We start from the raw sequence: 25,376 nt of genomic DNA, 5'->3' as shown, positions 1-25,376 counted from the left end.
CAGTCATGGGAGTTGCTACGCAGAGAGTTGGCCCGCGGCGTAAGAGCGGACCGAGAGAGTTCTTGGAGAGCCAACCGGCAGATTGTGCGCAGAGCAGGGTGGCCGATCGTGCCCGCCCGAGGAACGCCCGTTCAACAAAAGGGGATTCAACATGGCTGCGGACAGCCGCGCACCAGTCACCGTCATCGGCCTCGGCGCGATGGGTTCGGCCCTGGCCCGGGCCTTCCTCGCCGCCGGACATCCGACGACGGTCTGGAACAGGTCACCCGACAAGGCCGACGACCTCGTCGGCCAGGGAGCGGTGCGGGCCGCGACGGTCGCCGACGCGATGTCGGCCGGCAACCTGATCGTGATCTGCGTCCTCGACTACCGGGCGATGCGCGAGATCATCGACTCCACCGGCCACTCGCCCGCCGACCGGGTGATCGTGAACCTCACCTCCGGCACGCCGGGCGACGCCCGCGCCACTGCGGCCTGGGCCCAGGAGCAGGGCATGGAGTACATCGACGGCGCGATCATGGCGACGCCGTCGATGATCGGCTCGGAGGAGACGCTGATCTTCTACGGCGGCCCGCAGGAGGTGTACGACGCGCACGCCGACACCCTGCGGTCCATCGCCGGCGCGGGCACCTACCTCGGGGAGGAGCCGGGGCTGCCGTCGCTGTACGACGTGGCCCTGCTCGGCCTGATGTGGACCACCTGGGCCGGCTTCATGCACTCGGCGGCACTGCTCGCCTCGGAGAAGGTGCCCGCAGCGGCCTTCCTGCCCTACGCGCAGGCCTGGTTCGAGTACGTCATCTCACCGGAGGTGCCGAACCTGGCAACCCAGGTCGACACCGGCGCCTACCCGGACAACGACTCCACTCTCGGCATGCAGACGGTGGCCATCGAACACCTGGTCGAGGCCAGCCGTACGCAGGGCGTGGACCCGACCCTGCCGGAGTTCCTGCACGCCCGGGCCGAACAGGCCATCCGACGCGGGCACGCGGGCGACGGCTTCGGCGCCGTGTTCGAGGTGCTGCGCGCACCCGCAGCCCAGTAGCCCAGTCCCGACAAGCAGTGCCTGAACGGCGGACACAGACCCGCCATCACGAGCGGAGGTACCAGACGTGTCGGTGAGGACGCAACCACGAGCCGGAGTGCGCGAGTGGCTCGGCCTGGCAGTGCTCGCCCTACCCACGTTGCTGTTGTCGGTAGACGCGACAGTGCTCTACCTCGCGTTGCCGCACCTGACGACGGATCTGTGGCCGACCGCGACGCAGACGCTGTGGATCGTCGACATCTACGGATTCATGATCGGAGGCTTCCTCATCACCATGGGCACCCTCGGCGACCGCATCGGCCGCCGACGGTTGCTCATGATCGGTGCGCTCGCGTTCGGGGCGGCGTCGGTGCTGGCGGCGTACGCCACCGACCCCACCGTCCTGATCGCGGCGCGGGCCCTGCTCGGCGTGGCCGGCGCCACCCTGATGCCGTCGACATTGGCGCTGATCACCACCATGTTCCGGGACCCGGGCCAGCGGGGCATGGCGATCGGCGTGTGGGCGGCGTGCTTCTCGGCCGGTCTGGCGGCAGGTCCACTGATCGGCGGCGCGCTGCTGGAGCTGTTCTGGTGGGGCTCGGTGTTCCTGCTGGCCGTGCCGGTGATGGTGGTGCTGCTGGTGGCCGCGCCGGTTCTGCTGCCCGAGGCGAAGGATCCGCAGGCCGGCCGGATCGACCTGGTGAGCGTGGCGCTGTCGCTGGCCGCGATGCTGCCGGCGATCTACAGCCTCAAGGTGATCGCGACCGAGGGCATCGAGGTGGGTGCGTTGGTCGCGCTGGTGGCCAGCGTCGTGTTCGGGGTGCTGTTCGTACGCCGGCAGCGGACCCTGGCCGACCCCCTGCTGGACCTGCGGCTGTTCACCCGGCCGTCGTTCGTCGGGGCCCTGCTCGCCCTGCTGGTGGGCCTGGCCGTGGTCGGCGTGGTCTACCTGTTCGCCACGCAGTACCTGCAGATGGTCTCCGGTCTGTCGCCCCTGGCTGCCGGGTTGTGGCTCCTCCCGTCGGCCGTCGCGATGATCGTCACCTCGATCGCCGCGCCGGTGCTGGCCCGCAAGGTCGCCCCTGGGCTGCTGGTGGCGGCGTCGCTTGTCGTCTCGGCGGTGGGTTACGTGCTGCTGGCCTTCGTGGACGGCCCGAACGGGATGGCACTGGTGGTCGCCGGGCTGGTCGTGATCTACCTCGGCATCGGACCGATGATGGCGCTGGGCACCGACCTGGTGGTGAGCCGGGCCCCGGCCGAGCGGGCAGGATCGGCTGCCGCGATGTCGGAGACCAGCATGGAGTTCGGCCTGGCCCTGGGTGTGGCCGTACTCGGCAGCCTCGGCGCTGCGGTGTACCGGTCGGAACTGCCCGGCGGCACGCCGGCGGAGGCGACGGAGTCCCTGGCCGGGGCGCTCGCGGTCGGCAACGCGGACCTGGTGGCGGCGGCCCGCGAGGCGTTCACCTCCGCGCTGAACGCGGTCGGCTGGGCCGGCGCGGTCGCCGCCGTCGGGATCGCGGTCGTGACCGCTCTGCTGGTACGGGGTCCTGAGGCTGGACCGAACCAGTCGGCGATGGAGGAGGCAGCGACCAGCCGCAACTGACATCTACGGCGGGTCGTCGCACCAGATAACAAAAACAGACACAGCCGGAGAGCACCGTCGCTCATTCTGCCGGACGTGGTGGGGACGGGGCCGGACAGGCTCCGTCCCCATCCGAATAAGGGGGAGATGATGTTCAGAGTTCTGGGCCCGCTGGAAGTACTGATAGACAGCCGTCCGATTCGGCTCGGCGGAATCAAGCAACGCGCCACTCTCGGTTTTCTGCTGCTCAAGGCCAACCAGGTGGTGCCGACCAGCCAGTTGCTCAGTGCGCTCTGGCCGGACAAGGACCCGCCCGCGTCGGCGCGCAAGGTCCTGCAGAACGCAGTGTGGAGCCTGCGGGCCGCGTTGTCGGTGACCAAGGGAACGGACATGCTGCGCCTGTCCACCCAGGCGCCGGGCTACATACTGCAGGTCGATCCGGCCTACGTGGACCTGTTCCGCTTCCACCAGCTGGCCGAGCGTGGCCGCGACGAGAAGGCCCAGCCGGATCGCGCCGCGGCCATACTCCGCGAGGCCCTCGCCACCTGGCGCGGCACCGCGCTGTCCGACCTGGTGGAGAACGGCATCTCGTGGCCGGAACTGGCAGCGGTGGAAAACGCCCGCCTGGACACCCAGCAGGACTGGTTCGACGCGGAACTGGCGTGCGGACGGCACCAGTCGGTGCTCGGTGAGTTGAAGGCCATGGTCGAGGCGCATCCGTTGCGGGAGCGGGCCTGCGGTCAACTGATGCTGGCTCTCTACCGCTGCGGGCGCCACGCCGACGCCCTCGCCGTCTACAGCGGCCTGCGCACGTCCCTGGTCGAGGACCTCGGGCTGGAGCCGGGCCCGGCGCTGCAGAAGCTGCAACACGCCATCCTCACCCACGACCCCTCGCTCACCCTCGACCCGGCCACCGTCCCGGCGCCCGCCCGCGATGTCGCCGTGATGCGGCCGCCACGTCCGATACCGCCGATCCCGGCACCCCGGGCACCCTCCGACCCGCGACGGGCACATCTGACGTTGGCCATGGTGCGAGTGCGCACCTGCGCCGATGCCACCGATCCGGTCCGCGTCGACTACGAACTGGCGGCGGCGACCCGCATGGTGCGCTCGGGCATCGAGGAACTGGGCGGCACGGTGGCCACGTCCATCGGGTCTGCGACACTCGCGTTGTTCGGCAGGCCACCCACACGCGGCGGCGACGAGGAACGCGCGGTGCGTGCGGCACTGACCCTGCGCGACTGTTTCGCCGACGGAATGGGACGCGGCCTCGTCATGCAGGTCGCGGTGGCGACCGGTGAGACGCTGGTGCTGACCGAGCCGAACTCCCGACTGACTGTCAGCGGCGCCCTGGTCGACCGATGCCATCAGATGCTGTCGGCCGTACCGGAGGGGACGGTGTGGGTCTGCCCGCGCACGCGCGAGCTGATCGGAGACGGTTTCGACGCCCTGCCGGCCGCAGAAGGGGCATGGGAGATTCGCGGTGTCGGTGGCCACGACCCCGAGCGTGACAGTGACCTGGCCCTGATACACGGCCTGCTGGAGCGGGCGTTGCGGCGCAACACCCCACACCTGGTGACCGTCCTCGGCGACTCCGACGACCTGCTCGACCGGCTGACCGGGCTGGTGAACGGGCCCCGGGTGCTGGACGGCCGCACCGCCTCTGATGATCCGCTGCGCGCGGCGGCCGAACTGGTGACCGAGCTGTGCGCAGTCGCACCGGAAGACACACCGGAGGTGATACGCGATCGGTTGCGGACGATTCTGGGCGCAGACGGTCCGGCAGAGTCCGTGGTGTCGGCGTTGCTGCCGCTGCTGTGCCCGGAACATTCGACGCAGCCGGGCACCCTCGCGGCGTGGCAGCTGCTGCTGGAACAGGCAGCGCGAGCCCAGCCGCTGGTGGTGCTCCTGCGGGATCTGCACCTGGCCGGCGACGACCTGCTCGACGCTGTCGAGGAACTGGCCGATCTGAACGCGCCGTTGCCGCTGGTGGTGGTGGCGGCGGCCCGGTCGGCGCTGTTGAAGCGCCGACCGAGCTGGGGCGGCGGTAAGCCCCACGCGGCGTGCATCACGCTGGACCCGCCCCAGAGCGGCACGATCAACCGGCTGCGCCACCTGATGGCGTCCGCCAGCATCGGCGGCCGCTGCGACGGCGAGTTACCCGACCAGCGGCGCAGGTCGGCGCCGCTGACCCCGCCGTGGGACCTCGGTCGCCCCGAGCCGCGCCTGGCGGCGTTGGATGTGCCTCCACTGACCCATGGAATTAGGCTCAGCACGCCTGACTCCGCCGATACGCTGTGCCGCGCCGTGTTCGAGGACGTAGCTGACGACACATTGGCTCTTGCCAGCACAGTCCGCCTGGACGGCCCATGTCCGCCCCCGCGCTGACAACGCCGCGATGGGTACATGGGTACGCCCGTCGTACATGGTCAGTGGCGATGATCGCTGGGGCGGTGATCGAGAAGCCGTAGGTCTCCCGTTGCTGAAGCCACGCCGAATCCGGTGGAGCCCCTTGGTCTTCCGGGTCTTCTCCTCCCCATGCGCGTGAGGAACGCGAAATCGGTTGTCACCGATGGCACGTTTTGCGAGGTTGAGGGTGTGAGCGCCGATCCCGATGCCGTTCCCGTGCCGGTTCGCCGCCTCGTTGACGCAGCGCTGGTGCGCCGGCTGGTGGCGAGCCAGTTCCCGCAGTGGGCCGATCTGCCGGTTCGGCCTGTGCCGCGCGGTTGGGACAACCAGACGTTCCGGTTGGGTGAGCGTTTGTCGGTACGACTGCCCACCGCGCAGGAGTACGCCCTGGCGGTCGACAAGGAACACCGGTGGCTGCCGGTGCTCGGGCCGCAACTGCCGCTGCCGGTGCCCAGGCCGGTAACACGCGGAGTCCCCGCCCACGGGTACCGCTTCGACTGGTCGGTCTACGAGTGGATCGACGGGGCACCCGCCAGCCTCGACAGGATCGGCGACCTGACCGGGTTCGCGAACGAGATGGCCGCGTTCCTCGTCGCTTTACGTCGCATCGATCCGGCCACGGGGCCGCAGCCCGGACTGCACAACTGGTTTCGTGGCGGGCCCCTGCACGTCTACGACCCGCAGGTCCGCCGGGCGGTCGAGACATTGGACCACCGGATACCCCGCGACATCATCACCGAGATCTGGCAGTCGGCACTGACGGCGATCTGGGATGGCCGACCGGTGTGGTTCCACGGCGACGTGGCCCCGGGCAACCTCCTGATCCGAGACGGGGTGCTCGCCGCCGTCATCGACTTCGGCACCTGCGGGGTGGGCGACCCGGCGTGCGATGTGGCGATCGCCTGGACGCTGCTGTCCGGTCCGAGCCGCGAGGCCTTCCGCGCCGGGCTCGATGTCGATGCGGCGACCTGGGCCCGCGGGCGGGCCTGGGCCCTGTGGAAGACCCTGATCGCGTACGCCGGCGCGCTGCACGACGACCCGGCCGCGGTCGCAGAGGCCCACCGCGTCATCGACGACATCGTCTCCGAGTACGCGACGTCAGGGCGGTGATTCGAGCGCCGGTGTTGATTTCTCCCCACCCCGCCGAAGGTAGTGATGAGGCGTACGTTCGCAGGGTGATGATGGGGCAAGTGATGGAACAGTCAGATGAGTCCCTGAACGAGCATGGCTTCGGCGACCCGGAGGAAGCCGTTGATGTTCGCCCCGGCCATGTAGTTGCCGGGCATCCCGTACTCCTCGGCAGTCTCGAAGCAGCGGGCGTGAATGTCCTGCATGATCTGCTGGAGCCGCTGCTCGGAGTAGGTGAACGTCCATGAGTCGCGGCTCGCGTTCTGCTGCATCTCCAAGGCGCTGGCGGCCACGCCGCCGGCGTTGGCGGCCTTGCCCGGCGCGAAACGTACACCGGCCTCGGTGAAGACCCGGATGCCGTCGGGCGTCGTCGGCATGTTCGCGCCCTCCACCACCGCGATGCAGCCGTTCGCGACCAGGGTTGCGGCGTCCGCGCCACTGACCTCGTTCTGCGTGGCACAGGGTAGGGCGACCTCGCAGGGCACCTCCCACACTCTGCGCCCGGGTACGAAGGTCGCGTGTCGTCGAGCCTCGGCGTAGTCCCTGATCGGCCCGCGCTGCACCTCCTTGATCTGCTTGAGCACCTCGACGTCGATGCCCTTCTCATCCACCACGTAACCGGAGGAGTCCGCGCACGCCACCACCACGCCGCCGAACTGCTGGACCTTCTCGATGGCGTAGATCGCCACGTTGCCGGATCCGGAGACCACCACCCGCTTGCCGTCGAGCCCGTCCCCGGCGGCACGCAACATCTCCTCGGCGAAGAACACGCTGCCGTACCCGGTGGCCTCCCGACGCACCTGGGCGCCGCCGTACGCAAGGCCCTTGCCGGTCAGCACCCCGGACTCGTACCGGTTGGTGATGCGCTTGTACTGGCCGAACAGGTAACCGATCTCGCGTGCGCCGACGCCGATGTCACCGGCCGGCACGTCGGTGTACTCGCCGATGTGCCGGTACAACTCGGTCATGAAGCTCTGGCAGAAGCGCATCACCTCGCGATCCGAGCGACCCTTGGGATCGAAGTCCGCGCCGCCCTTGCCACCACCGATCGGCATACCGGTCAGGGCGTTTTTGAAGATCTGCTCGAAGCCGAGGAACTTCACGATGCCCAGGTACACCGACGGATGGAACCGCAGGCCACCCTTGTACGGGCCCAGGGCGCTGTTGTACTCCACCCGGAAACCGCGGTTGACGTGCACCTCGCCACGGTCGTCCTCCCACGGCACGCGGAAGATCACCTGCCGCTCGGGTTCGCAGATCCGCTCGATGATCTTCGCCTCGGCGTACTCCGGGTGCCGGGCGAGTGCGGGACGGATGCTGTCCAGCACCTCGCGCACCGCCTGGTGGAACTCCTCCTCGCCGGGGTTGCGTCGGATCACACCGTCCAGAACGGCCTCGAACTTCTCATGCGTCGACAAATGGCCCTCCAGGCATGCTTCCTACGCGACCTCGCGCCACAGACATCGGACGGGCCCACGCGGCAGTCGTCCACACCCGTCGTAGGCCCTAGTCTCGGTGACAGCATATGGGCGTCGAGATCCACGGCGACGCGCATGCCCCCAATCCTGGTATGTAGAACAGCAGGTGGCGTGGGGGCCAGCCGGAGGGATAGAGGTTCATGGATGAGAGGAGGCAGCAGTCCGATTCGACACCTGCACATTCAGGGCTTCGCTCTGTGCGGGCCCTCCCCGGCCGACCGCGCCATGTTGAGATGAATATCGCGTACGAAGGCCCGCAGTTACTTCTGATAACCGCTGGCGTCCGGAGGGGTAACTGAATTGCCACCCCCATCTCATTCGCCTAATGACGGAAGTCAGTAACGCAACATTTGAAGTCGCGTGCCGCAGGCAATGCGTTGGAAGACAACCAATTCTTCCTCCACCCGCGGCGCGCGGCATGGATGGTGCCAGCGGCTTGCGGGCGGAGCGGGTACGGCGGTCAGCTCTGCTGGTAGTTGACTGCGGCGAAGCCGCATGGCTGGTGCAGGTGCAGGTAGTAGGCGCCCTCGCCGTAGTCGTCGAGGTCCGCGCCGCCGACCAGGCCCACATAGTCCATGGGCTGACCGCAGCCGGGGCAGTCGGCGTGCTCGGCGTCCTGAATCCAGTCGGGCCAGCCACCCAGGGTCGAGCCGCCGCGACTCCAAGCACATGCCTGGTAAGGGCTCGGCCGGGCCGCGCCCGGGACAGGTGCCAGTGCCGGCGGATCCTCCGGTTCGGCGGAGCCGATGTATTCGGGGCGGGTGTTACCGGTCCACCAGGTGGTGGACCCGGTCGGTGTGACCTGGCTGTACAGCGGCGTGTAGCAGGCACAGAAGTGGCAGGTCTCGATCACCAGCCGACCGGACCAGCCGGTGTGTGCCAACGCCGCCGCGACGGCAGGTTCCGTGGTGTCAAGGTCCGCGGCAATCCACAGCGGCGACGAGCACCACGGACAGGTGGGTCCGTCCGCGCGGCGCGGTGTGTCGCGCATGACCCACTGGTACGCGGTGCTGCCGCACAACTCCCGCCGGTGGCCGTCCGGCGTAACCGTCCAACCGCCCTCATGCGCGTAGGTCAGCACCGGGACATACAGCTGGTCCGCGCCGCCCGGTGGCTCGGCCGACCAGCGGCGCAAGGCGTTCTCGGCGAGCGGGTGAGCGGTGTGCGCCAGGATGACCAGCAGGTGGTTGAGGCACTCGGGTGTCCGGCCACCATCGATCCGCTCGATGATCCGGTGAACCACGTCGGCGTCCGCCGCCCGGTACAACTTCGCCGGCCACAGCACATCCAGATCGAGCAGGGAGCCCAGGTGTGGTGTCAGCCTTCCCGGATCGGTGTCCGCGATCTGGCACAGTTCCTCGATCGCGTCGCCGTCCTCGGCAACCTGTTGGATCAACTCCTCGATCACGAGGGAATGCTAGCCAGACCGTCCCACCGGCCACCCAACGGACCGACGGCCATGATGCCCCAGCACGTCATCGCCTTTGCCGGGTGACGTCGGTGTCAGCGGATGATCCTGGCGGTACGGTCCGGGCGTGGATCGGAGGATGCGGTGAGCTGGGTTGCCAACGTGATGCTGTCGGTGGGCCTGGAGGACCGCCTCAACGCGGAGGCGTTCAGCGACTGGCTCGACAACCGGTGTCGTTGTCGTGAACCAGGCATGGGGCCGGGCGGCTGCGGTAGCCTGCGCCTCATCACGGGTGTGGACCACCAGTGGGGCGGACATAAGAACCCCGAATGTCAGGTGTTCGCCGGTGCGCTGAACCACGCCGATCTCACTGCTGTTGTGGAGCACTTCGGCTCCGTAGCCTGGCGCAACCCCAACGCCGTGCAACTGTTCGTGATGGACCAGGAAGAGTTCTTCTTCCGCGTCTGGATGATTCGCGAGGGCGCTCTACGCCAGTACGCCCCGTCGTCGCCGAACGAGGAGGACGACGAGTTCTGGCCTCCCGTCGGGTCGTAGCCGCAGTCGAACGTCGCGCCCGACTCGACGGCGGCTGTCACCTGGCTCGGCGGTGGTGGGCTTCGTCGGTCGGGCAGGCTTGTTCCTGCCCGGGTTTCTCGGCCGCCCCATACTGACCAGTGCATCGGGCGCGCTACGGGCACAGGCATCTGACGTCGAGGAGGGTCGTCATGGCGTTGGTCAAGAAGGGCTCTCGGCTCATCACGGTTGACGGGATCACCTACAGGTGACGAGTGCGCGCCAGACCAACCTATGCCCAAGCCCTGTGTGAGAAGCCACTCGCTGTCGCTGTCGCACAGGTCGATTGCAAGGGCAGGGTGTTGCTGGTCAGCATGCCTCAGAACCATCCGAGCAACTGGTTTGGCGGGCCGGCGGTGCCCGCTCTCCCGTCGACAATCGCGGCGATAGTCCGAGCAGCACTGGCCGAGGGATGGCAACCTACCCAGCCAGGCACGGCCTTTCCTATGACTGCGCCGGCGGGCTGATGACGCGACGCTTCGGTGACCGGGCCACCTTCGCCGTGGAGGTCGGTAGGGTCGGGTCACATCAACTCCGCGTCGTCGACTTGTGGGCGGCTGGCAAACGGCTGACCACCGAGGACAACTGGGCCTTCCTCCCGTTCTTCATCCGCGTTATGCGGTCAAGCGCGGCGCAGGTGCGCCGACGTGACGTCAAGCCCTGTCCCTTCCCGGGCCGCGCACCGGAGGAGATCTTCCGGCTGCTCCACGCAGACGAGACGGAGTTCCGGGAGCAGTTCTGGTTCATGCGGTGGGGAGAGACGGTCGACAACGTCTCCATGTACGGCTATCTGGACGACGACCTGGTGATCGTCTTCGAGTTCTGGCGGGACGACCATCCCTTTGCAGAGGACCTGAGCAAGGTCTTCATCGCCAGGATCCCGCCCGAGGAATTCGTGGCCACGGTCGAGGAAGCAGCCCATCTGCTGGACGCCGAGCTCGCTAACGTCGATCCGCGCCGGTGAGCAGACCGCAACGCCCTACCGCGTCAAGTTCACCTTGACGCGCGTACGGACGCTGCCGGGACAGCCTGAGTCGGCTCTCGTACCGCGGACCGCCCCACCGGCAGACACCTCCACAGTGGCGCAGTTGGCCAAACCCTCACCCAACGCGGCTTTGGCTCCCGGGTGCGCAGCTGGCCGCAGGCGGCCAATCCCCTCCCAGGTGGCGTCCCGGTGGCTGGGCGCCACCAGCCCGGCGGCTCGCCACCGGACGCTCAGCTCCGGGGACGGCGGGACCGTGCCCGCACCACCAGGATCAGGCAGACGCTGATCAGTCCGGCGAGGACCGAACCGAGCAGCATGTACCAGAGCCCTTCCCGCGCGTCGGCGCCCGGCAGGCCCTTCAGGTTCGCCCCGTAGAACGCGGCGATCAGGGCGGGCGCCACGAAGACGGCAGCCAGGATTCCTACGATGGCCTGGAAGGCGCCGTCCCGGTCGGCGCGTTCCTGGGCCAGCCGGAACTGCTGGCCAGAGGTGGCGTTGGCGATGAGGTCGAACGACTGCCGGACCGCCCGGCGCTGCGCCTGCGACTGGGACAGGAACCGCTCACACTTCTCCCTGACGAGGTCGCGGACGTCGCCCGGGATGCCGGGCTGGATCTCGATCCGGCGGACCAGGGTACGCACGGCGTCCCGGTTGAGCGCGGTGCCGTGCCCGAGCAAGGCGAGGTGGCGCTGCAGGCGGTTGAAGTCCGGCCCGACGAACAGGCCGCCATCGCCCGCCGCCTGCGCCAGGAAGTAGTTCTCCCAGGTCTCCAGTTCCAGGTCGACCATGTCGACGGACCACTCGATGTGCCGCACCACCGCGCGCAGGACGCGGGCCATCCGCTCCGCGCCGCTGCCGCCCGCCGACTGGTCCTCCAGGCGCCGGTCCGGCAGCCCCCACGTCCGGTACTTCGAGCCCTCGCCCCCGGTCCGTCCGCTCCAGACGACGACGCACCAGCGCGGCGCCCAGATGATTCGGGCGTGCCGGTAGTGCGCCACCGGATCGGCGGCGGTGTCGTCCTGCCGCCAGTTCACCGACGGCGCCAGCACGTCGAACCAGACGGCGCCCTCGCGGGCCAGGGGCGGCGGGACCGGCGGGATCCACTCGGTGTGCCAGGGCATCGGTTCGTCGCGCAGCCCGTCAGCCAACGCGGCCAGTTCGTCCACCGCCCCGGCCGGCAGCAGGTCGGCAAGGAGCAGCCGCAACGCGGCGGTGGTAGCGGGCCCGGGCTCGCCGATCTCCAGGTCCCAGCCGTCCACACCGGCGGCGACCATCGCGGCCAGGTCGGTGCCGTCGCTGATCCAGCCGGCCCCGAGTACCTCGTGTCGGAAGTTGTCTGTGTCGAGGAGCGTGCGGTTGCGTCGTTCGATCTCGGCCCGGGCGCCGGTGACCAGCCTCAGTTCCTGATCGTTCCGGGTGACCTGTAGTTCGCAGGTGGCCAGTGAGCTCATCCGGCGGTGACCTGACCTGCGATCTCGGCCTGCCATTCGGCCGTGGTGAACGTGCTGATCTCCTCGGGCGAGGGCAAGGGCGTCTCCAGCATCCGCAATTCGTCGGGATCGTCGCCGCGCAGCGTGCGTAGCGCGACCAGTCGGGTGTGACTCCACCGGCGGTAGCTCTCCCGGTTGGACTCGAACCGGGCGGTCCGCACAGTCTGGTCCCGGTGCTGCCGGTAGAGGTGGACCGGGTGCGGCACGTACCACCCCGACGCGAACGTCGAGATGGCCAGCAGGACATCCTGGTCTTCCATCTCCGTACCGGCCGGCCAGCCACCGGCGGCGAGCAGCCAGGTCCGGTCGAACATCACTGCACCCGGGTGGAAGAAGAGGTTCTTGTGGTGCCGCCAGATGTCCTCCAGGCGCCCGGGTGGCACCGACCCCGGCTCGTACGGCCGGCGGGTGAAGCGGGCCAGCCGCTTGCCGTCCGGGAAGACGTCGACGCTCTCACCAAAGACGAACGACACCTCCGGGCGGGTACGCAGTGGCTCGGAGAGCAGCGCGAGCGTGTTCGGGAAGAACTCGTCGTCGGCGTCGAGCGGCGCCACCCAGCGCCCGGTGGAGCGCAGCAGGGCCCGGTTACGCGTCGCGCTGACACCGAGTCTCTCCCCGTTGGCCGCAACCCGGATCCGGCCGTCGGTGGCCGCCGCCGGGAAAGTCTCGTCGACCGGCCCGTCTGGGGTGCCGTCGATCTGGATCAGCCACTCCCAGTCCGGGCCGCTGTCCTGCGAGAGCAGGGATTCGTGGGCCTGGGCGAGCATGTCAACGTGAGCCGGCAGAACAGGCGTGATGACGCTGATCATTGCGTGATCCTAGCTGTCTGGGCAGGGGTGGGCGGACCGCCTGGTGCCGTTACCGCCAGCACGCAGGCCGGCACCAGCCAGCTCCCGCCGCCACTCGGGTCCGCGTCACGGTCGAGTCGGACGCGGTCGGCGAACGCGAACTCACCTGGGGCGAACAGCTCGACGTGCGCGAGATCCCCGCCTCCGGCACCGACGCCGAATTCACCGATCAGGCGTGGCCTCCCCGAACCCCTCACCGCCGACGAAGCCCGCCAGTTCCTCGCGGCCGAGCGCGGACACCGGCCCCACGGCGGCCCGGGGTCCTGCCGTACCTGACCAACGCCACCTATCTGCATCAACCACGTCTGGGCGCTGCATCTCGCCGCTTGGAGTCCGGCGACGACGGGCTGGTGAGGCTTCTCGGTCTGGCGGCTGGCGTTCCGCGGCATTGGTGCAGAAGTCCGCGCAGGAGCGCAGGCCGAGCAGACGGAACAGGCTGGCGGCGTCGGCGGGTAGCGCCTGGTAGGACCAGGCGAACACGCTGCGGACTCTGCTGGATTCGTCGTCGCCGGTGGCGAGTAGTTCCCACAGGCCAGATTCGTCGCGGAGGTCTTGAATCAGTTCGCCGAGGGTGTGTTGGGGGTAGCGGGAAGCGCGTTCGGCGGCGATTCGCAGGGCCAGTGGTAGTCGGGCCACCAAATCGCAGCGATACGCCGCATCGTGCCAACGACGGCCGCACAGTAGCCGTGAAAAGGCTGTCAGAGCGTGGCCGGCCGGTTGTCAGGGCGCCTATTGGCCCGGTGCGCGGGTTGCTGCGGCGGTCGACCGGCCATCGTGGATCCGGTGTGCCGTGCGGTCGGCGGAGGGCATGCCGTCGGTGTCGAGCATGGCCGCGGTGCGGATCGCGCCACGTTTGACGCCGTGTTCGCGGGCCAGAGCGGCGATGCTGGCACCGGCGCGGAAGGCGACGCGTGCCTGGTCAGTCGCGCCGAGTTGGGCAAGGCGAGGGCGTCGGCCGGACGTGCGGCCGTTGGCCCAGGCGGCGACGCCGTCGCGGGTGGGGTTCGTTCCGAGGTGATGGATCGGTGCAGAGGGCCGCGCGACGGTCCGTGAGCGTTGCTATGCGGAGGCTCTCAGGGGATCGAGGGCGGCCAGGATGAGGTCGAGACCGAAGATGAACTCCTCTGCCGGGTCGTAGCCGGCAGCGACGAGTGCCGCGGCGGACTCGTTGAGGTAGGGGAACTCGTCAGGAGGAAGCTGGGGCAGGAAGACGTCCTCGGTCATGTCCGCGAGCTCATCGGCGGTGTCGAACGGCAGGCTGGCTTCCTGCAGGGCGAAACCGTAGACATAGCTGTCGAGCAACCAGTTGGCGTGCGTCGCCATCAGAACCGGGAAGCCGGCCCTGCGCAGGCAGGCGATGACCGCTTCGCGGTGGCGCAGGTTCGCGGGCCCGGGCGACGCCCGCGACTCCATCAGGCCGATCGCCCACGGGTGACGGGCGAGAACCTGTCGGGCGGACAGCGCCCGCCGTCGCATCGCTGACTGCCAGTCGGTCCCTTCGGGCGGGAGCTCGATCTCCTCGAACACGACGTCGATCATGGCGTCCAGCAACTCGTCCTTGTTCGCCACGTAGTGGTAGAGCGACATCGCGCCCGCGCCGAGCGCGCCAGCCAGCCGGCGCATGCTCAGCCCGTCGACCCCCTCGCGGTCGGCGAGCCGGATCGCCTCGAGCACCACCCGTTGCTTGCTCAGCCCCGCGTCTGACGCGCCCTGACGTTGTTCCCTTGCAGACACAGGTCTCCTCGCTCCCTCGAACGGCTTGACAATCGTACAGCGTACGCCCATAGTACAGCGTACGACGTACAGTGTACGAGACGGCGGGAGTCGCAGCCGGGACACGAGGAGGCTCCGATGGGAACCGAACAGCGATCGAACGACCCGGCACGCCTGGCGCCAGGGGCCCGTGCGGCCGGGGCGGCGACGATGCGGGCCGCCGTCCGGCACCGCTACGGCCCACCCTCACTGCTCACGTCGTCCACCGTCGGGCTACCGCTGCCCGGTCGAGGCGATGTGCTCGTCCAGGTCGGCGCGGCCTCAGTACATCCCGGCGACTACTTCGTCATGACCGGTGAGCCGTACGTGCTGCGCCTGGCGTTCGGGCTCCGCCGGCCGCGCCACGGCATCCCTGGCAGGGACCTCGCCGGCGTGGTGGCAGCGGTCGGGAAGGATGTCACCGCTCTGCGCCCCGGCGACGAGGTGTTCGGCTGGAGCACCGCCGGAACACTCGCGGAGTACGCCCGCGTCCCGGCGGACAACCTCGTGTCCGTGCCCGCCAACCTGTCGATCGTGGACGCGGCAGCGGTCCCCACCTCGGCCATGACGGCGTTGCAGGCATTGCGCGACATCGCGAACGTTCAACCGGGCCAGACGGTGCTGGTCACGGGCGCGTCGGGCGGCGTGGGCTCCTTCGCCGTACAGATCGCCAAGGCGTTCGGTGCCGAGGTGACGGGTGTGTGCAGCACCCCCAACCTCGATCTGGTCCGGTCGCTCGGCGCCGATCACGTCGTTGACTACACGACGACCGACTTCACCCGCACCGAGAAGCGCTACGACATCATCCTCGACAACGTGGCAACCCAGCCCTTGGCGGCTGTCCGCCGAGCGCTGACGCCCACCGGCACCCTCATCCCCATCAGCGGACGCGGCGGTCGCTGGCTCGGCCCCCTCGGTCGGATCGTCAAAGCGCGCGTGCTGTCCGGGTTCACCCGTCAGCGGCTGAAGCCCCTCGTGTCGGTCGAGAAGCGCCAGGACCTGCTCACCCTGGCCGACCTGCTCGCGACCGGGCAGGTCACGCCGGTCATCGACCGCACCTACCCCCTCGACGAAGCAGCCGACGCCCTCCGCTACGTCGGGGCCGGCCACACCCGAGGGAAGGTCGTCGTCACCATCTGACAACCGGGCGACAAGAACGACCCCACCCGTGCGTATGCACGCCCAAACCTGCCGCCACTCCCCCGCACCGACCGCTCCTGTCGAAGGAAGAACCGACGACCATCCGAACGAACACCCCGAACCTGCTCGACAACCCGCCAACCGACCGAAACGAAGGGCGGAGAAGATGAGATCACCGCAGAACACCGCCACCACGCCAGCCCGCAGCCGGTTCGGTCGAGGCCGCCTCGTCGGCACCGCGGCGATCGCGTTCGCGGTGTCGGTGGCAATAGAGAACGCGGTGCTGGCGGGAACGGGCGCGCCGACCTTCGGCGCTCCGATCGAGGAAGTACTGGCCTACTACGCAGCCAACCGCGATCCGGTCGCGATCGCGTCCAGTCAGGTGGCCCTGAACCTGCCGCTGCTGCTCGTGTTCGTGACGGGCCTGCACGGCCTCGTGCAGCGGCAAGGCGAAGCGGGCGCCGACTGGTCGCGCCTCGCCGTGGCCGCCGGCGCGACGCTGTCGGCCATCTTCGTGCTTGTCAACGTCCTGCAGATCGGGCTCGTGCTCTCCGCCGACGGGCTCGCCGAGCCGACACCCGCGTTCGAGCTCGTCTGGCATGTTCACGCGGCGGCGTTCGCGCTGGCGCTGCCGACGCTCGGCACCACCTTCATCGGCGCGGCCCTCGCCGCGCACGCGAGCGGGCTGACTCCGCCTTGGCAGCGCCTGCTGGGCCTGGTAGGCGGGAGCCTGCTGCTCGCCGCGGGGCTCGGCAGCCTCGCAATCGCCGACGGCTCGGAGCTGATCTTCGTTGGGCTCCTAGGGTTCGCCGCCTGGCTCGTCTGGCTGCTCGCGACCGGCGTGCGTCTCGTCCGGTCGGGACCGAGATGAGGGCGGCGCCGAGGTCGCGCACGCGGGCGATGAGTCCGTGGAGGGCCGTCTGGTCGAGTCCTGGCTGTGTGGCGGACAGTGGCCGATTCTCAGTAACGGTTGAGGTGGCCGGGCCAGCGACTCCCGGGTGCAATGTCTCAGATCAGCAGCAGGGTCTTTCCCACCGCGGTGCGGTTTTCGACTGCGGCGTGTGCTTCAGCGGCACGCTCCAACGGAAAGGTCTGCCCGATGATCGGCCGGACGACTCCCTCTGCCGCCTGCGACATCATCCGCGCTGCCCATCGCCGCAGATGCGGTGCGAAGCCAAAGAGCTGTTCAATGCCGATCACCGTCACGCCCTTGTGGCGTGCCTTCACAGGGTCGATGACTGTGACCTCACCACTGGCGGCGCCGTGCACCGAGAAACGGCCGCCGCGGGCCGTCACATCGAACGCGGCCCGCCCGATCTCGCCGCCGACACCGTCGAACACCACATCCGGTCCCGCGCCACCGGTCGCCTCACGCACCCGGGTGGTCCAGCCCGGTTCGGAGTAGTCGACCACCGCATCGGCACCAAGGTCCCGGACCAGATCGAGTTTCCGCGATCCGCGAGCGGCTCCGACGACCTGTGCGCCTGCAGCGCGGGCGAGTTGCACCAGCATGCTGCCCACCCCACCCGCCGCCGCCTCGACCAGAACCCAGTCACCGGGACCCGGTGTGGCGTGTTCGGCCAGGCCCTGGGCTGTGCTGCCGTCGCTGTACAGGGCGGTGGCCTCTGGCAGGCCCAGGCCGTCCGGCACCGGGAAAAGGTCCCCGACCATCGCCACCGCCCGCTCGGCGAACCCACCGGTTTCTCCCGTACTGGCGACAACACGCCGCCCCAACCAAGCCGGATCCACCTGCGCCCCGACCGCACTCACCAGCCCGGCCACCAGACCGCCCGGCACATACGGCAACCGCGGCCGTTCGTGCCACCTGTCGGCGCCACGCCGAATCTGCGTCTCGACGAACGTCATGCCCGCCACCGCCACCTCGACCACCACCCGGCCCGGCCCGGCCACCGGATCCGGCATCTCACCCGGAACCAGGACCTCGGGACCCCCGAAACGCATCGCGTGAACCACCCGCATACCAACTGCTCCCATCGTTCGCCACAGCGGGACGCCGAAAGCATGCAACCTCAAGCTTTGTTGAAGTCAATCGAGCTGGCGGCCCGTGCACCCGTCGAAGCTGCAGGTGCGGCGACCGGGCCCCAGCTCGGGCTGCGACCACCGCACCGTCAACCCGAGGGGCGAGAGCAGATCAAGGTCGCTCCCCCTGGCCGTTGCGCGCCACGACTCCGTTGTGGTGCCGTGAAATGAACGCAGTCCGGGATAGCCTTGGCGTAATGGCTACCTATCGCAGCGCCTCAGTGCTTGTCTCCTCGGACGGCACCAGGACCCCCGGCACCGCCGCACTCTTCGCCGAACCCGCCCGCAAGGGTGGGACCCCGCCGTGGGCAGGCGACTTCCGACCCGCCAACAGCGCCGGCAACGGCCCCAAGAACGCGGTCGGGAAGACCTTTACGTTGGAGCTGCCCGACGGCAGCACCGGCAAGGTCGTGATCCAGAACCTCAAGCGCGGGAAGGGCGGCGTCGTGCTGGCGTTGATGGGCGAGGACGCGCCCCCCTTCTGATCAGAACCTGATCTACGGGGCCACCGCCCATGCCCGCCGATCACCCGTACGGTGGTGGCGGCCGTCCTGGCCGCCACCACCGCCGCGCTCCTGCTCGAGTTCCGGCACGAAGCTGAGCTGGGCGCCTGGTGGGCTTCACGGTGTCAACCGGCGACGGTGGTGCTTCTTGTCCGGACGACCAGGTCCAAGCCCGCATCGACGGGGCTGTAGCCGCTGGAGGATGGATCGCCACCGAGAACGCTCCTCGTCGAAGCCTCATCGATCTGGAAGGCAACGAAGTGGACGTCGTTACGGTCCACCAGGCATAGACGGGCGCTTCTGGCGAAGCGGGCGGGTTACGGGGACATCGCGCACAGGTCCCGGCACTGTGGGGCCGTCGCGCCTCATCCCGGCCGGGTCGTCGCCACCCTGCTGGACCTGATCGTGGTCACGGCATCAAATGGATGCGGATCCGTCTGGCCGCAACCGCCGCATCCTCCAGGACAGCCAGACGGGGCTCGGCGGATTCGAGCAGGTGTGGATGACGCAGCAGTGCCAGTGGCCCCAGACGCCGGTCCGTCAGCACCTCGTCGATCATCAACCGGTCACCGCCACAGACCAGGGCACTGATGGCATCGTGCGGGTCGGCGACAACACCGGGCACATGAGGCAGCATGATTCGCGCGGCGATGTCCGCAGCCCGCGACGTGGCGGCCTGGGCCTGGTTGGCGCGGCGACGCGCGTAGCGCTGCTGCGAGGATCCGCCGGCCGCGGTGCGACCCTGCACATAGAAGCGCTCGACCTTGGAGACGGTGATGGTCGTACCGTCCACGACACCGGCGGCAACCGCGCCCTTACGGGCCAGCAGTACGGCGATCCGGGGTGGTCTGATGATGCGGGCCAGCAGCGTGTCGACATCCTTCACGTCGGCAAGCCCCGGCGGCGGATACAGCGTGGCGGTGTCACCGTTGCTCGCGCCAGTCAGCACCAGGCCCTGCTCGGTGGCGCCGTCGTGGCGACTGTAGAAGCCGTCGAGCCAACCACGAATGCGCTCCGGTGAGATCTCCACCCACCGCCCGCCACCCGCGGCGAGTCGCGCCTTGACCACGTGAACACCGCCTATCGCAACGGCTGGCCTGCGCCCACCATGCTCACATGAAGCGGGTCGCGCCATCGAGGACAGCCCCAGTGATATCCGGTTCCAGCCGAGATGGGGGCGTTCACGACGCCCGTTGGACGAGGTGCCCGTGGGGTGTCGTCTCGCCGACGCCGGCGTCTACCTCGGCGCTGCACGCGTCGCCCACCGAGGTGAATGTCAGTGTGGGGATTCGCCGGACCGTAGTCCGTCGACGAGGAGCGCGACCATGCGCCGACCGTATTCGGGTTCCTCGTTCGGCATGGGCGCACACAGTTTCGCTACGGCGTACAGCAGGTCCTGGGCACTGATCCGGGCCTGGACCTCGCCGCTGGCTGTCGCGGCGTCGAGCAAGGACTCGAGGGCCGGCCCTAGCTTCTGCATGAGATATCCGGGCAGGCCGTCGAACGTCGGATCACCGGAGTGCAGGGCTGCGGCGAATCCGCGTTTGGTGGCGACGAACGCGGTGAACCGGTCGAGCCACCTCGCGAGGGCGATCCCCGGCTCGTGCGCGGCGGCCAGTGCCGGGGCCGCATCGGCGCAGGCGTCGATCTCGCGCTCGATGACGGCTTTGATCAGGTCCGAGCGCTGCGGAAAGTGCCGGTAGAGCGTGCCGACGCCGACGCCGGCCAGATCGGTGATCTCTTTGGCGGGGGCGTCGACGCCGGCGGTGCTGAAGACCGTCTTCGCCGCTTCGAGCAGGGCCTCGACGTTGCGGCGCGCGTCGGTGCGCATCCGGCGCGGAGCGCGTTCGCGAGCAGTCGATTCTGCTGTGTTGTCGGACACTGCTACGCCTCCCTTGCTTATCCGGAAAGCTTTTCCGTATAGTTAGTTCCGGAAAGGGTTTCCGGATAGCCACGATACCGCAAGGAGACGCTCATGTTGTACCGCACCCTGGGCCGGACCGGCATGAAGGTCAGCCCGTACGCACTCGGCACGCTGATGTTCGCCACGGTGATCGGGAACCCCGACCCTGACGACTCGATCAAGGTCATTCACAAGGCGCTGGACGCGGGGATCAACGTTGTCGACACCGCCGATGCCTACGGCGACTCGGAGGAGATCGTGGGCAGGGCCCTCAAGGGACGCCGGGACAGCGTCATCCTCGCGACCAAGGTGGGCTTTCCCCGGCTGAACGCGCTGCCCCGGGCGCCGGGCGCGGCCGTCGACCCCAACCAGCGAGGTGCCTCCCGCCGCTGGATCATGAACGCGGTCGAGGGCTCGCTGCGCCGTCTGCAGACCGACTACATCGACCTGTACCAGATCCATCGTCCGGACCCCGACACCGACATCGAGGAGACGCTTTCCGCGCTCTCCGACCTGATCCGCAGCGGCAAGGTCCGGGCGATCGGGTCATCCACGATGCCCGCATCCGACATCATCGAGGCCCAGTGGGTCGCCGAGCGACGCGGGCTGGAACGTTTCCACACCGAGCAGCCGCCCTACTCGATCCTCAACCGCAGCATGGAAAGCGAGGTGTTGCCGGCCGCGCAGCGCTACGGGATGGGCACGCTGGTGTGGGGCCCGCTCGGGCAGGGAATGCTCACCGGTCGGGTCCGCAGGGGCGAACAGAACGATCTGCGTCGTGCCCGCCTCTCCACGCACCTCACCGACGAGCGCCGGATCGACGTCGTCGAACAACTCATCCCGCTCGCCGACGACGCAGGCATGCCGTTGACCTACCTCGCCATGGCATTCGCCATCGCGCACCCCGGCGTGACCAGCGCGATCCTGGGCCCGCGCACGATCGAGCACCTCGACAACCTTCTCGCGGGCGTCGACGTCACGCTCACCGACGAGATCCTCGACCGGATCGACGAAATCGTCACGCCCGGCACCGATGTCACCCGGCTCGACCAGGCCTACCTGCCCCCGGCCCTGCTGAACCCGAACCTGCGCCGCCGGCCGGTCAGCGAGCGTGGCGCCGCCTGATCATCACGCCACAAGTACTGCGGGGCGTCCGCGATTCGTGTGAGCATGGCTGACGTCGTCGCCGAAGCGGCGATCGGCGTGCCCGGCAACCCAGGTGTCCCGGTCCGGCAGAGCATCACGCGGCTCACCTCACCGTGACAACACGGTCAGCGCGGCGGCGCATGAGGCGGCGGAAACCGTTGCCGTGCCGGGCGAGGACACGGCCGGTATCGTCCAGCCGCCATGTCGCGGCGGCCACGCGATCCCCGGTCAGCCATTCCTCCCGTACGACAGGCCGTTTCAGCTGACGCAGCAGCCAGGCGGCGGCCCACTGCGCGTAGTTCTCATGGCTGGCCCGCACCCCGACCACGGTCAGGTTCTCGGGATCGTTGCCGTCGTGGTCGTCCAGCAGGTAGTCGTCGCCCCACACACCGTGGAGTGCCTGTCCGAATGGCCCGTTGGTCCAGTAACCAACCTGCAGGGTGCGACGCCGGATGGTGAGCCCGGGAACATCAACGTCGACGTACAGCGGCGCCAGCCACACCTGCGACGAGGTGTCGTCCTCCGGCGAGAGCCCGTCGACGTCCCAGCCGGATGCTTCCCGCCGAAGCTGTTCCAGGAAGGCGATCTCCCCCTCGTTGCGACCGATCTCGTCTGGGAACCATCGACCCTCGGCTGCCTCAACCACCACCCGATCATGCCGCTGCCACGGCGCCTCAACGAAACGGTTCAGCACGCGCAGTCCAGCGCACGGCTCCCGGGCATCGGACTCATCCGCTGTTCGGGCGCCCGCCTGGCAACCCGATCAGGATTACCCCGTGCCGTTTGCGAGGCTTCGCAGCTCGTCGACTGTGCGCTCCACGGCGTGCCGTGAGTACGAGCCGAGCGTAGGCAGCGGCACGGCGTCGACGTCGCTGTGAAAATGCAGGACAGGAGCGTAGAGCGGTATGCCTGCCCGTACGTCGACCTGCAGGCAATCGATCGACTGGAGTGAGTTCCACGGTATGATCTGGTCCCGGCTGGCGAAGTTGCGGACACGGACACCTGCTGCGTCAACGACCACGCCGAGGCGCAGAGCGCGCCACACCCCCGCCATCCCGCTCGCGAGGAGTAGGGATCCCAGCACGATGCCGAACCAGTCGCGTTCGGCCACCACGTCCCCCGACGTGAAGTAGGTGACGCCCAACAGGGCCCACACGGCAGAGAGCACGACCAGGACCGGGATCTGGATGCGGGGCCTGATGACGATCGGCCTCATGGCGGAACATGCTACGGCGGCCTCCCCCGATCAGCGGCCGAGCCCGGATCTGCTGCGGCATCGAGCCGTTGCCACCAACCGCGGTCAAGACCAGCAGGCATGGGCCTGCCGTCGACCGCCCGCTACGCGCTGTCACCACAAATCAGGTCGGCACTCGGTCGTGTCGATGAGCGGATACTGCCCTGTCTGCCTGTATCGACGGGACCGGGTGGCTAACCGAACCGGTCAGCGAGCTTCGTCAGCTTGGTGACGTACGCCGGCCAGTCGTAGTCGTGGGGAACACCGGCGTTCTCCCGCCGCAAGCCGATCGCCCTGTCGTGCTGCTCGCGCATGATGTCGGCGTGACCGGCGTGCCGGGCAAGGTCGCACGTCACGTGGATGATGATCCTGTGCAGCGTCACATCCCTCTCGCCTGGGCGCCACCACGGCACATGCCCCGGCGCGTCGAGGGGTAGCTGTTCGATCGTCTGATCCGCGAACACCCCGACACGGCGATACAGGTCGATCAGCCCATCCTTCGTCTCGCCCTCCCGCGCGTACCAGTCTGCCTGCGGGTCCTCCTCGAACACCTGCATGGGAACCAGTTCCTCAGGCGTCGGGAACTCACGCCCGAAGGTGGGCCCGAAGTAGCCGGCTTCGACATGGAGGCAGTGCTTGAGAACTCCCAGCAGGTTGTTGCCGGTTGCGGTGCGGGGCAGCCTGGCCTCGCGTTCACTCAACCCGTCGAGCTTCCAGATTAGGTTGTCGCGCATCGCCTGCAGGTAGTGGTGCAGCGCAGCCTTCGGGTCGCCCAGATCAGCCATGCCTGCCAGTCTTCCTCATCCGCCCGAGCCATCTCTGCATGCGCTGCCTGCAAGATCAGCGTCTGGCTGGGCCGGCCGGTGCACGCATCTGGCTCCCCTCTGTGTCAAGACACCGCCGAGAGGAGAGTTCTATGCTGGGTTTCGGCGGGTCTGGTCCAGGAGGCGAAGTGAGCCCGGTCGGGGAACCGGGTGATGTCGGCGACCTCGACCAGCAGCCGGGCGGCGCCGGAGGGTCCGATGCCGTGCAGGTCCATCAACCTGGTGCCGGTGGAAGCGACCAGCTCCTACAGTTCCTTGTCGGCTTCCTTGGAGCGTCGGTAGATCCGTTCGAGGTCGGCGATCAGCTCCGCGGCGACCCGCCGTCGGGCCTTGCCGACCGCGTCGCGGGGCCGGACCGTGGCCAGCAGTGTCTTGGCCTGGGCGGCGGACAGACTCTTCTTCGCCCCACCCGGGATCAGCTCCAGCAGCAGTTGGTGCAGCTGGGACACCATCCGGGTGTGGTCGACACCGAGGCAACGGCGCCGGTCGACCAGGATCCGCAGCAAGGCAAGCTGCTCGTCGTTGACCACCGGGCGTAGTCCGGTCATGCGGGTGCCGACCAGCGCGATGGAGTGGGCGTCGGTGGCGTCGGTCTTGCGGCCCTGCCCGGTGGCGAACACCCGCGCCCTGGCGGACAGCTTCGGTGGAACGTCGACGACCTGCTCGCCGTCGGCCAGCAGCCGGTTGGCGATGTGCCGGCCGATGCCCTGACAGCCCTCGATCGCCCACACCCGGTGCGGCCACTGACCGGCGTACTTTCGCATCGCCGTGTAGCCGTCGCGGTCGGTGTCGAACCGGCCGCCGCCGACGACGGTCTCGTCGCCAGCCATGACCTCGATCGTTGCCGAACGCTTGTGCGGGTCCATCCCGATGACCACACGACTCGGTGTGACAGTCAACGTGTCCTCCGATGCTCGATCCACCTGGGTTGTCGAGCCGGGAGGGCAACGCTACTTCGAGCCGAGCAAACCCCTCTTGAGCCTCTCCCCGCCCTGGGGCGACGCCCGGGCCGCGCAGGCCAAATGAGAGCCACACGACCAGCGTGGGCAGCCGCAATGAGAGCGACAACCCGGGCGCCTCGACCGAAGCCTGGCCGGGCAACGGTCGCAGGTCAATGAAACAAGTAGCCGCGATCCGCGCCGCCTGTATTCGCGCGGCTGGCACCGGGCGCAGCGCCTCAGCGCGGCAAGTACGCGGTCAGCTGGTCGGCGAGTTGCTTCGGATGGCTGAGCGCCACCGCGTGGCCACCGTCGATTTCATCCGGTACGGCATTGAGGCGGTCGGCCGCCACGCGGCGCTGGAAGTCGGGCGGGAAGAATCGGTCTTCGCGGGCGATGAGCACCCTCGTCGGCACGTCCGGCCAGGCACCCAGGGGCCACGGCTCGTTCCATTCTGCGCTGACCTGGTCGCGGCCATGCGCCGAAGCCTCCGCGACAATTTCGGCCGGCACACCATTGTAGAACTGTTCCTCCTCACTGAACCCGTCCGCGCTGCGGTGACCGGTGTTGCCCCACCAGTCGCCGGGACTCTCACCCGGCTTCGGGATCATGGGAGTAAGCAGGACAATGAGCCGCACAGGCAGCTTGTCAGCGATCAGCGGCGCCGTGAACGCACCATAGGAGTGTCCGACGACGACGAGGTTGCTGCGATCGCCGACGGCATTGACGACCGTTTCACAGAACTCGGCGAAGCCTGCCGCCCTATCCTCGATCGGCAGCTCCGGCACCACCACGTCGTGGCCCCGTCCGGCCAGCTCAGGGCCCAGCAGATGCCAGTCCCAGGAACTGCCGCCACCACCGTGGATCAGAACGAAAGTCGCCATGCGTCACAGCCTCACACAGGGGTACGACAGTCAGTAGCGCCGCCCGATACGCCACACCCGGCCACCTACCGGCGACCTCACGGCAGGATC

24 protein-coding genes are annotated in these 25,376 nt (G+C 68.7%); 10 read left to right on the top strand and 14 right to left on the bottom strand.

The features are described 5' to 3' along the window. The first annotated feature begins 151 nt into the window (after positions 1-151). The 4 genes from VAB18032_RS12330 to VAB18032_RS12315 all read left to right on the top strand — a co-directional run bounded on the left by VAB18032_RS12330 (position 152) and on the right by VAB18032_RS12315 (position 6,122). On the top strand, positions 152-1,042 hold the full coding sequence (locus tag VAB18032_RS12330; protein WP_013733165.1) for an NAD(P)-dependent oxidoreductase: 891 nt from the start codon (positions 152-154) through the stop codon (positions 1,040-1,042). A gap of 67 nt (positions 1,043-1,109) precedes the next feature. Beyond that, positions 1,110-2,624: an MFS transporter gene (locus tag VAB18032_RS12325; protein WP_043720526.1), complete on the top strand. Its 1,515-nt coding sequence runs from the start codon at positions 1,110-1,112 to the stop codon at positions 2,622-2,624. Between the two features lie 129 nt (positions 2,625-2,753). Then, positions 2,754-4,991 carry an ATP-binding protein gene (locus VAB18032_RS32495; RefSeq protein WP_158309495.1) on the top strand — a complete coding sequence of 746 codons (2,238 nt, stop codon included), beginning with the start codon at positions 2,754-2,756 and terminating at the stop codon, positions 4,989-4,991. A 210-nt stretch (positions 4,992-5,201) separates the two neighbouring features. Continuing rightward, positions 5,202-6,122, top strand: a complete 921-nt coding sequence (locus tag VAB18032_RS12315) for an aminoglycoside phosphotransferase family protein (protein WP_013733162.1) — start codon at positions 5,202-5,204, stop codon at positions 6,120-6,122. A 92-nt stretch (positions 6,123-6,214) separates the two neighbouring features. Here the strand turns inward: VAB18032_RS12315 and gdhA are convergent, their stop codons facing one another. After that, complete coding sequence (gene gdhA / locus VAB18032_RS12310) at positions 6,215-7,558, bottom strand: NADP-specific glutamate dehydrogenase (RefSeq protein WP_013733161.1); 1,344 nt, start codon at positions 7,556-7,558, stop codon at positions 6,215-6,217. A gap of 520 nt (positions 7,559-8,078) precedes the next feature. Further along, the gene (locus tag VAB18032_RS12305; RefSeq protein WP_013733160.1) at positions 8,079-9,026 is read right to left on the bottom strand and encodes a hypothetical protein; all 948 of its coding nucleotides are present in this window, start codon (positions 9,024-9,026) and stop codon (positions 8,079-8,081) included. Positions 9,027-9,128: 102 nt separating this feature from the next. On the opposite strand from VAB18032_RS12305, the gene VAB18032_RS12300 reads away from it, so the two are divergent. Together VAB18032_RS12300 and VAB18032_RS12295 are read left to right on the top strand one after the other, a co-directional pair. After that, positions 9,129-9,581, top strand: a complete 453-nt coding sequence (locus tag VAB18032_RS12300) for a hypothetical protein (RefSeq protein ID WP_013733159.1) — start codon at positions 9,129-9,131, stop codon at positions 9,579-9,581. A 484-nt stretch (positions 9,582-10,065) separates the two neighbouring features. Next, positions 10,066-10,563 carry a hypothetical protein gene (locus VAB18032_RS12295; RefSeq protein WP_043723966.1) on the top strand — a complete coding sequence of 166 codons (498 nt, stop codon included), beginning with the start codon at positions 10,066-10,068 and terminating at the stop codon, positions 10,561-10,563. 251 nt (positions 10,564-10,814) lie between these two features. Here the strand turns inward: VAB18032_RS12295 and VAB18032_RS12290 are convergent, their stop codons facing one another. From VAB18032_RS12290 to VAB18032_RS12280, 3 genes are all read right to left on the bottom strand, one after another. Next, a complete protein-coding gene (locus VAB18032_RS12290) occupies positions 10,815-12,035 on the bottom strand; it encodes a CorA family divalent cation transporter (RefSeq protein ID WP_013733157.1) in 1,221 nt (406 codons plus the stop codon). Next, on the bottom strand, positions 12,032-12,883 hold the full coding sequence (locus VAB18032_RS12285) for a glycosyltransferase family 2 protein (RefSeq protein ID WP_013733156.1): 852 nt from the start codon (positions 12,881-12,883) through the stop codon (positions 12,032-12,034). Before VAB18032_RS12285 ends, VAB18032_RS12290 begins: the two co-directional genes overlap by 4 nt. Positions 12,884-13,981: 1,098 nt before the next feature. Then, positions 13,982-14,596, bottom strand: coding sequence for a TetR/AcrR family transcriptional regulator (locus VAB18032_RS12280; RefSeq protein ID WP_232510788.1), 615 nt, complete (start codon positions 14,594-14,596; stop codon positions 13,982-13,984). Positions 14,597-14,845: 249 nt separating this feature from the next. On the opposite strand from VAB18032_RS12280, the gene VAB18032_RS12275 reads away from it, so the two are divergent. Together VAB18032_RS12275 and VAB18032_RS12270 are read left to right on the top strand one after the other, a co-directional pair. After that, positions 14,846-15,814 (top strand): NAD(P)-dependent alcohol dehydrogenase, encoded by a 969-nt coding sequence (locus VAB18032_RS12275; RefSeq protein WP_043723957.1) that lies wholly within the window; start codon positions 14,846-14,848, stop codon positions 15,812-15,814. A gap of 166 nt (positions 15,815-15,980) precedes the next feature. Next, positions 15,981-16,685, top strand: coding sequence for a hypothetical protein (locus VAB18032_RS12270; RefSeq protein ID WP_013733152.1), 705 nt, complete (start codon positions 15,981-15,983; stop codon positions 16,683-16,685). A gap of 137 nt (positions 16,686-16,822) precedes the next feature. On the opposite strand, the gene VAB18032_RS12265 is transcribed toward VAB18032_RS12270, so the two are convergent. Continuing rightward, positions 16,823-17,794: a zinc-binding dehydrogenase gene (locus tag VAB18032_RS12265; RefSeq protein WP_013733151.1), complete on the bottom strand. Its 972-nt coding sequence runs from the start codon at positions 17,792-17,794 to the stop codon at positions 16,823-16,825. 257 nt (positions 17,795-18,051) lie between these two features. On the opposite strand from VAB18032_RS12265, the gene VAB18032_RS12260 reads away from it, so the two are divergent. Continuing rightward, positions 18,052-18,339 (top strand): hypothetical protein, encoded by a 288-nt coding sequence (locus VAB18032_RS12260; RefSeq protein WP_232510787.1) that lies wholly within the window; start codon positions 18,052-18,054, stop codon positions 18,337-18,339. Positions 18,340-18,766: 427 nt separating this feature from the next. Here VAB18032_RS12260 and VAB18032_RS12255 read toward each other — a convergent pair whose 3' ends face one another. Continuing rightward, positions 18,767-19,426: an acVLRF1 family peptidyl-tRNA hydrolase gene (locus VAB18032_RS12255; RefSeq protein WP_013733148.1), complete on the bottom strand. Its 660-nt coding sequence runs from the start codon at positions 19,424-19,426 to the stop codon at positions 18,767-18,769. A 207-nt stretch (positions 19,427-19,633) separates the two neighbouring features. Continuing rightward, complete coding sequence (locus VAB18032_RS12250; protein ID WP_232510786.1) at positions 19,634-20,239, bottom strand: TetR/AcrR family transcriptional regulator; 606 nt, start codon at positions 20,237-20,239, stop codon at positions 19,634-19,636. A 93-nt stretch (positions 20,240-20,332) separates the two neighbouring features. Between VAB18032_RS12250 and VAB18032_RS12245 the strand changes: the two genes are divergently transcribed. Continuing rightward, a complete protein-coding gene (locus VAB18032_RS12245; protein WP_013733146.1) occupies positions 20,333-21,385 on the top strand; it encodes an aldo/keto reductase in 1,053 nt (350 codons plus the stop codon). Between the two features lie 124 nt (positions 21,386-21,509). On the opposite strand, the gene VAB18032_RS12240 is transcribed toward VAB18032_RS12245, so the two are convergent. From VAB18032_RS12240 to VAB18032_RS12220, 6 genes are all read right to left on the bottom strand, one after another. After that, positions 21,510-22,100, bottom strand: a complete 591-nt coding sequence (locus VAB18032_RS12240; RefSeq protein ID WP_013733145.1) for a hypothetical protein — start codon at positions 22,098-22,100, stop codon at positions 21,510-21,512. A 75-nt stretch (positions 22,101-22,175) separates the two neighbouring features. Continuing rightward, entirely contained in the window at positions 22,176-22,622 is a 447-nt protein-coding gene (locus VAB18032_RS12235; protein WP_013733144.1) for a PH domain-containing protein, read from the bottom strand. A 212-nt stretch (positions 22,623-22,834) separates the two neighbouring features. Beyond that, the gene (locus tag VAB18032_RS12230) at positions 22,835-23,425 is read right to left on the bottom strand and encodes a DinB family protein (RefSeq protein ID WP_013733143.1); all 591 of its coding nucleotides are present in this window, start codon (positions 23,423-23,425) and stop codon (positions 22,835-22,837) included. Between the two features lie 104 nt (positions 23,426-23,529). Beyond that, positions 23,530-23,679 (bottom strand): transposase, encoded by a 150-nt coding sequence (locus tag VAB18032_RS32845; protein ID WP_013732928.1) that lies wholly within the window; start codon positions 23,677-23,679, stop codon positions 23,530-23,532. Positions 23,680-23,709: 30 nt separating this feature from the next. Continuing rightward, positions 23,710-24,330, bottom strand: a complete 621-nt coding sequence (locus VAB18032_RS12225; protein ID WP_013732929.1) for an IS110 family transposase — start codon at positions 24,328-24,330, stop codon at positions 23,710-23,712. 311 nt (positions 24,331-24,641) lie between these two features. After that, positions 24,642-25,286 carry an alpha/beta fold hydrolase gene (locus VAB18032_RS12220; protein ID WP_013733142.1) on the bottom strand — a complete coding sequence of 215 codons (645 nt, stop codon included), beginning with the start codon at positions 25,284-25,286 and terminating at the stop codon, positions 24,642-24,644. Between the last annotated feature and the right edge of the window lie 90 nt (positions 25,287-25,376).

Source organism: Micromonospora maris AB-18-032, from assembly GCF_000204155.1.
GTDB classification, from domain to species: Bacteria; Actinomycetota; Actinomycetes; order Mycobacteriales; family Micromonosporaceae; genus Micromonospora; species Micromonospora gifhornensis.
This window is presented reverse-complemented; position numbering and strand designations above follow the sequence as displayed.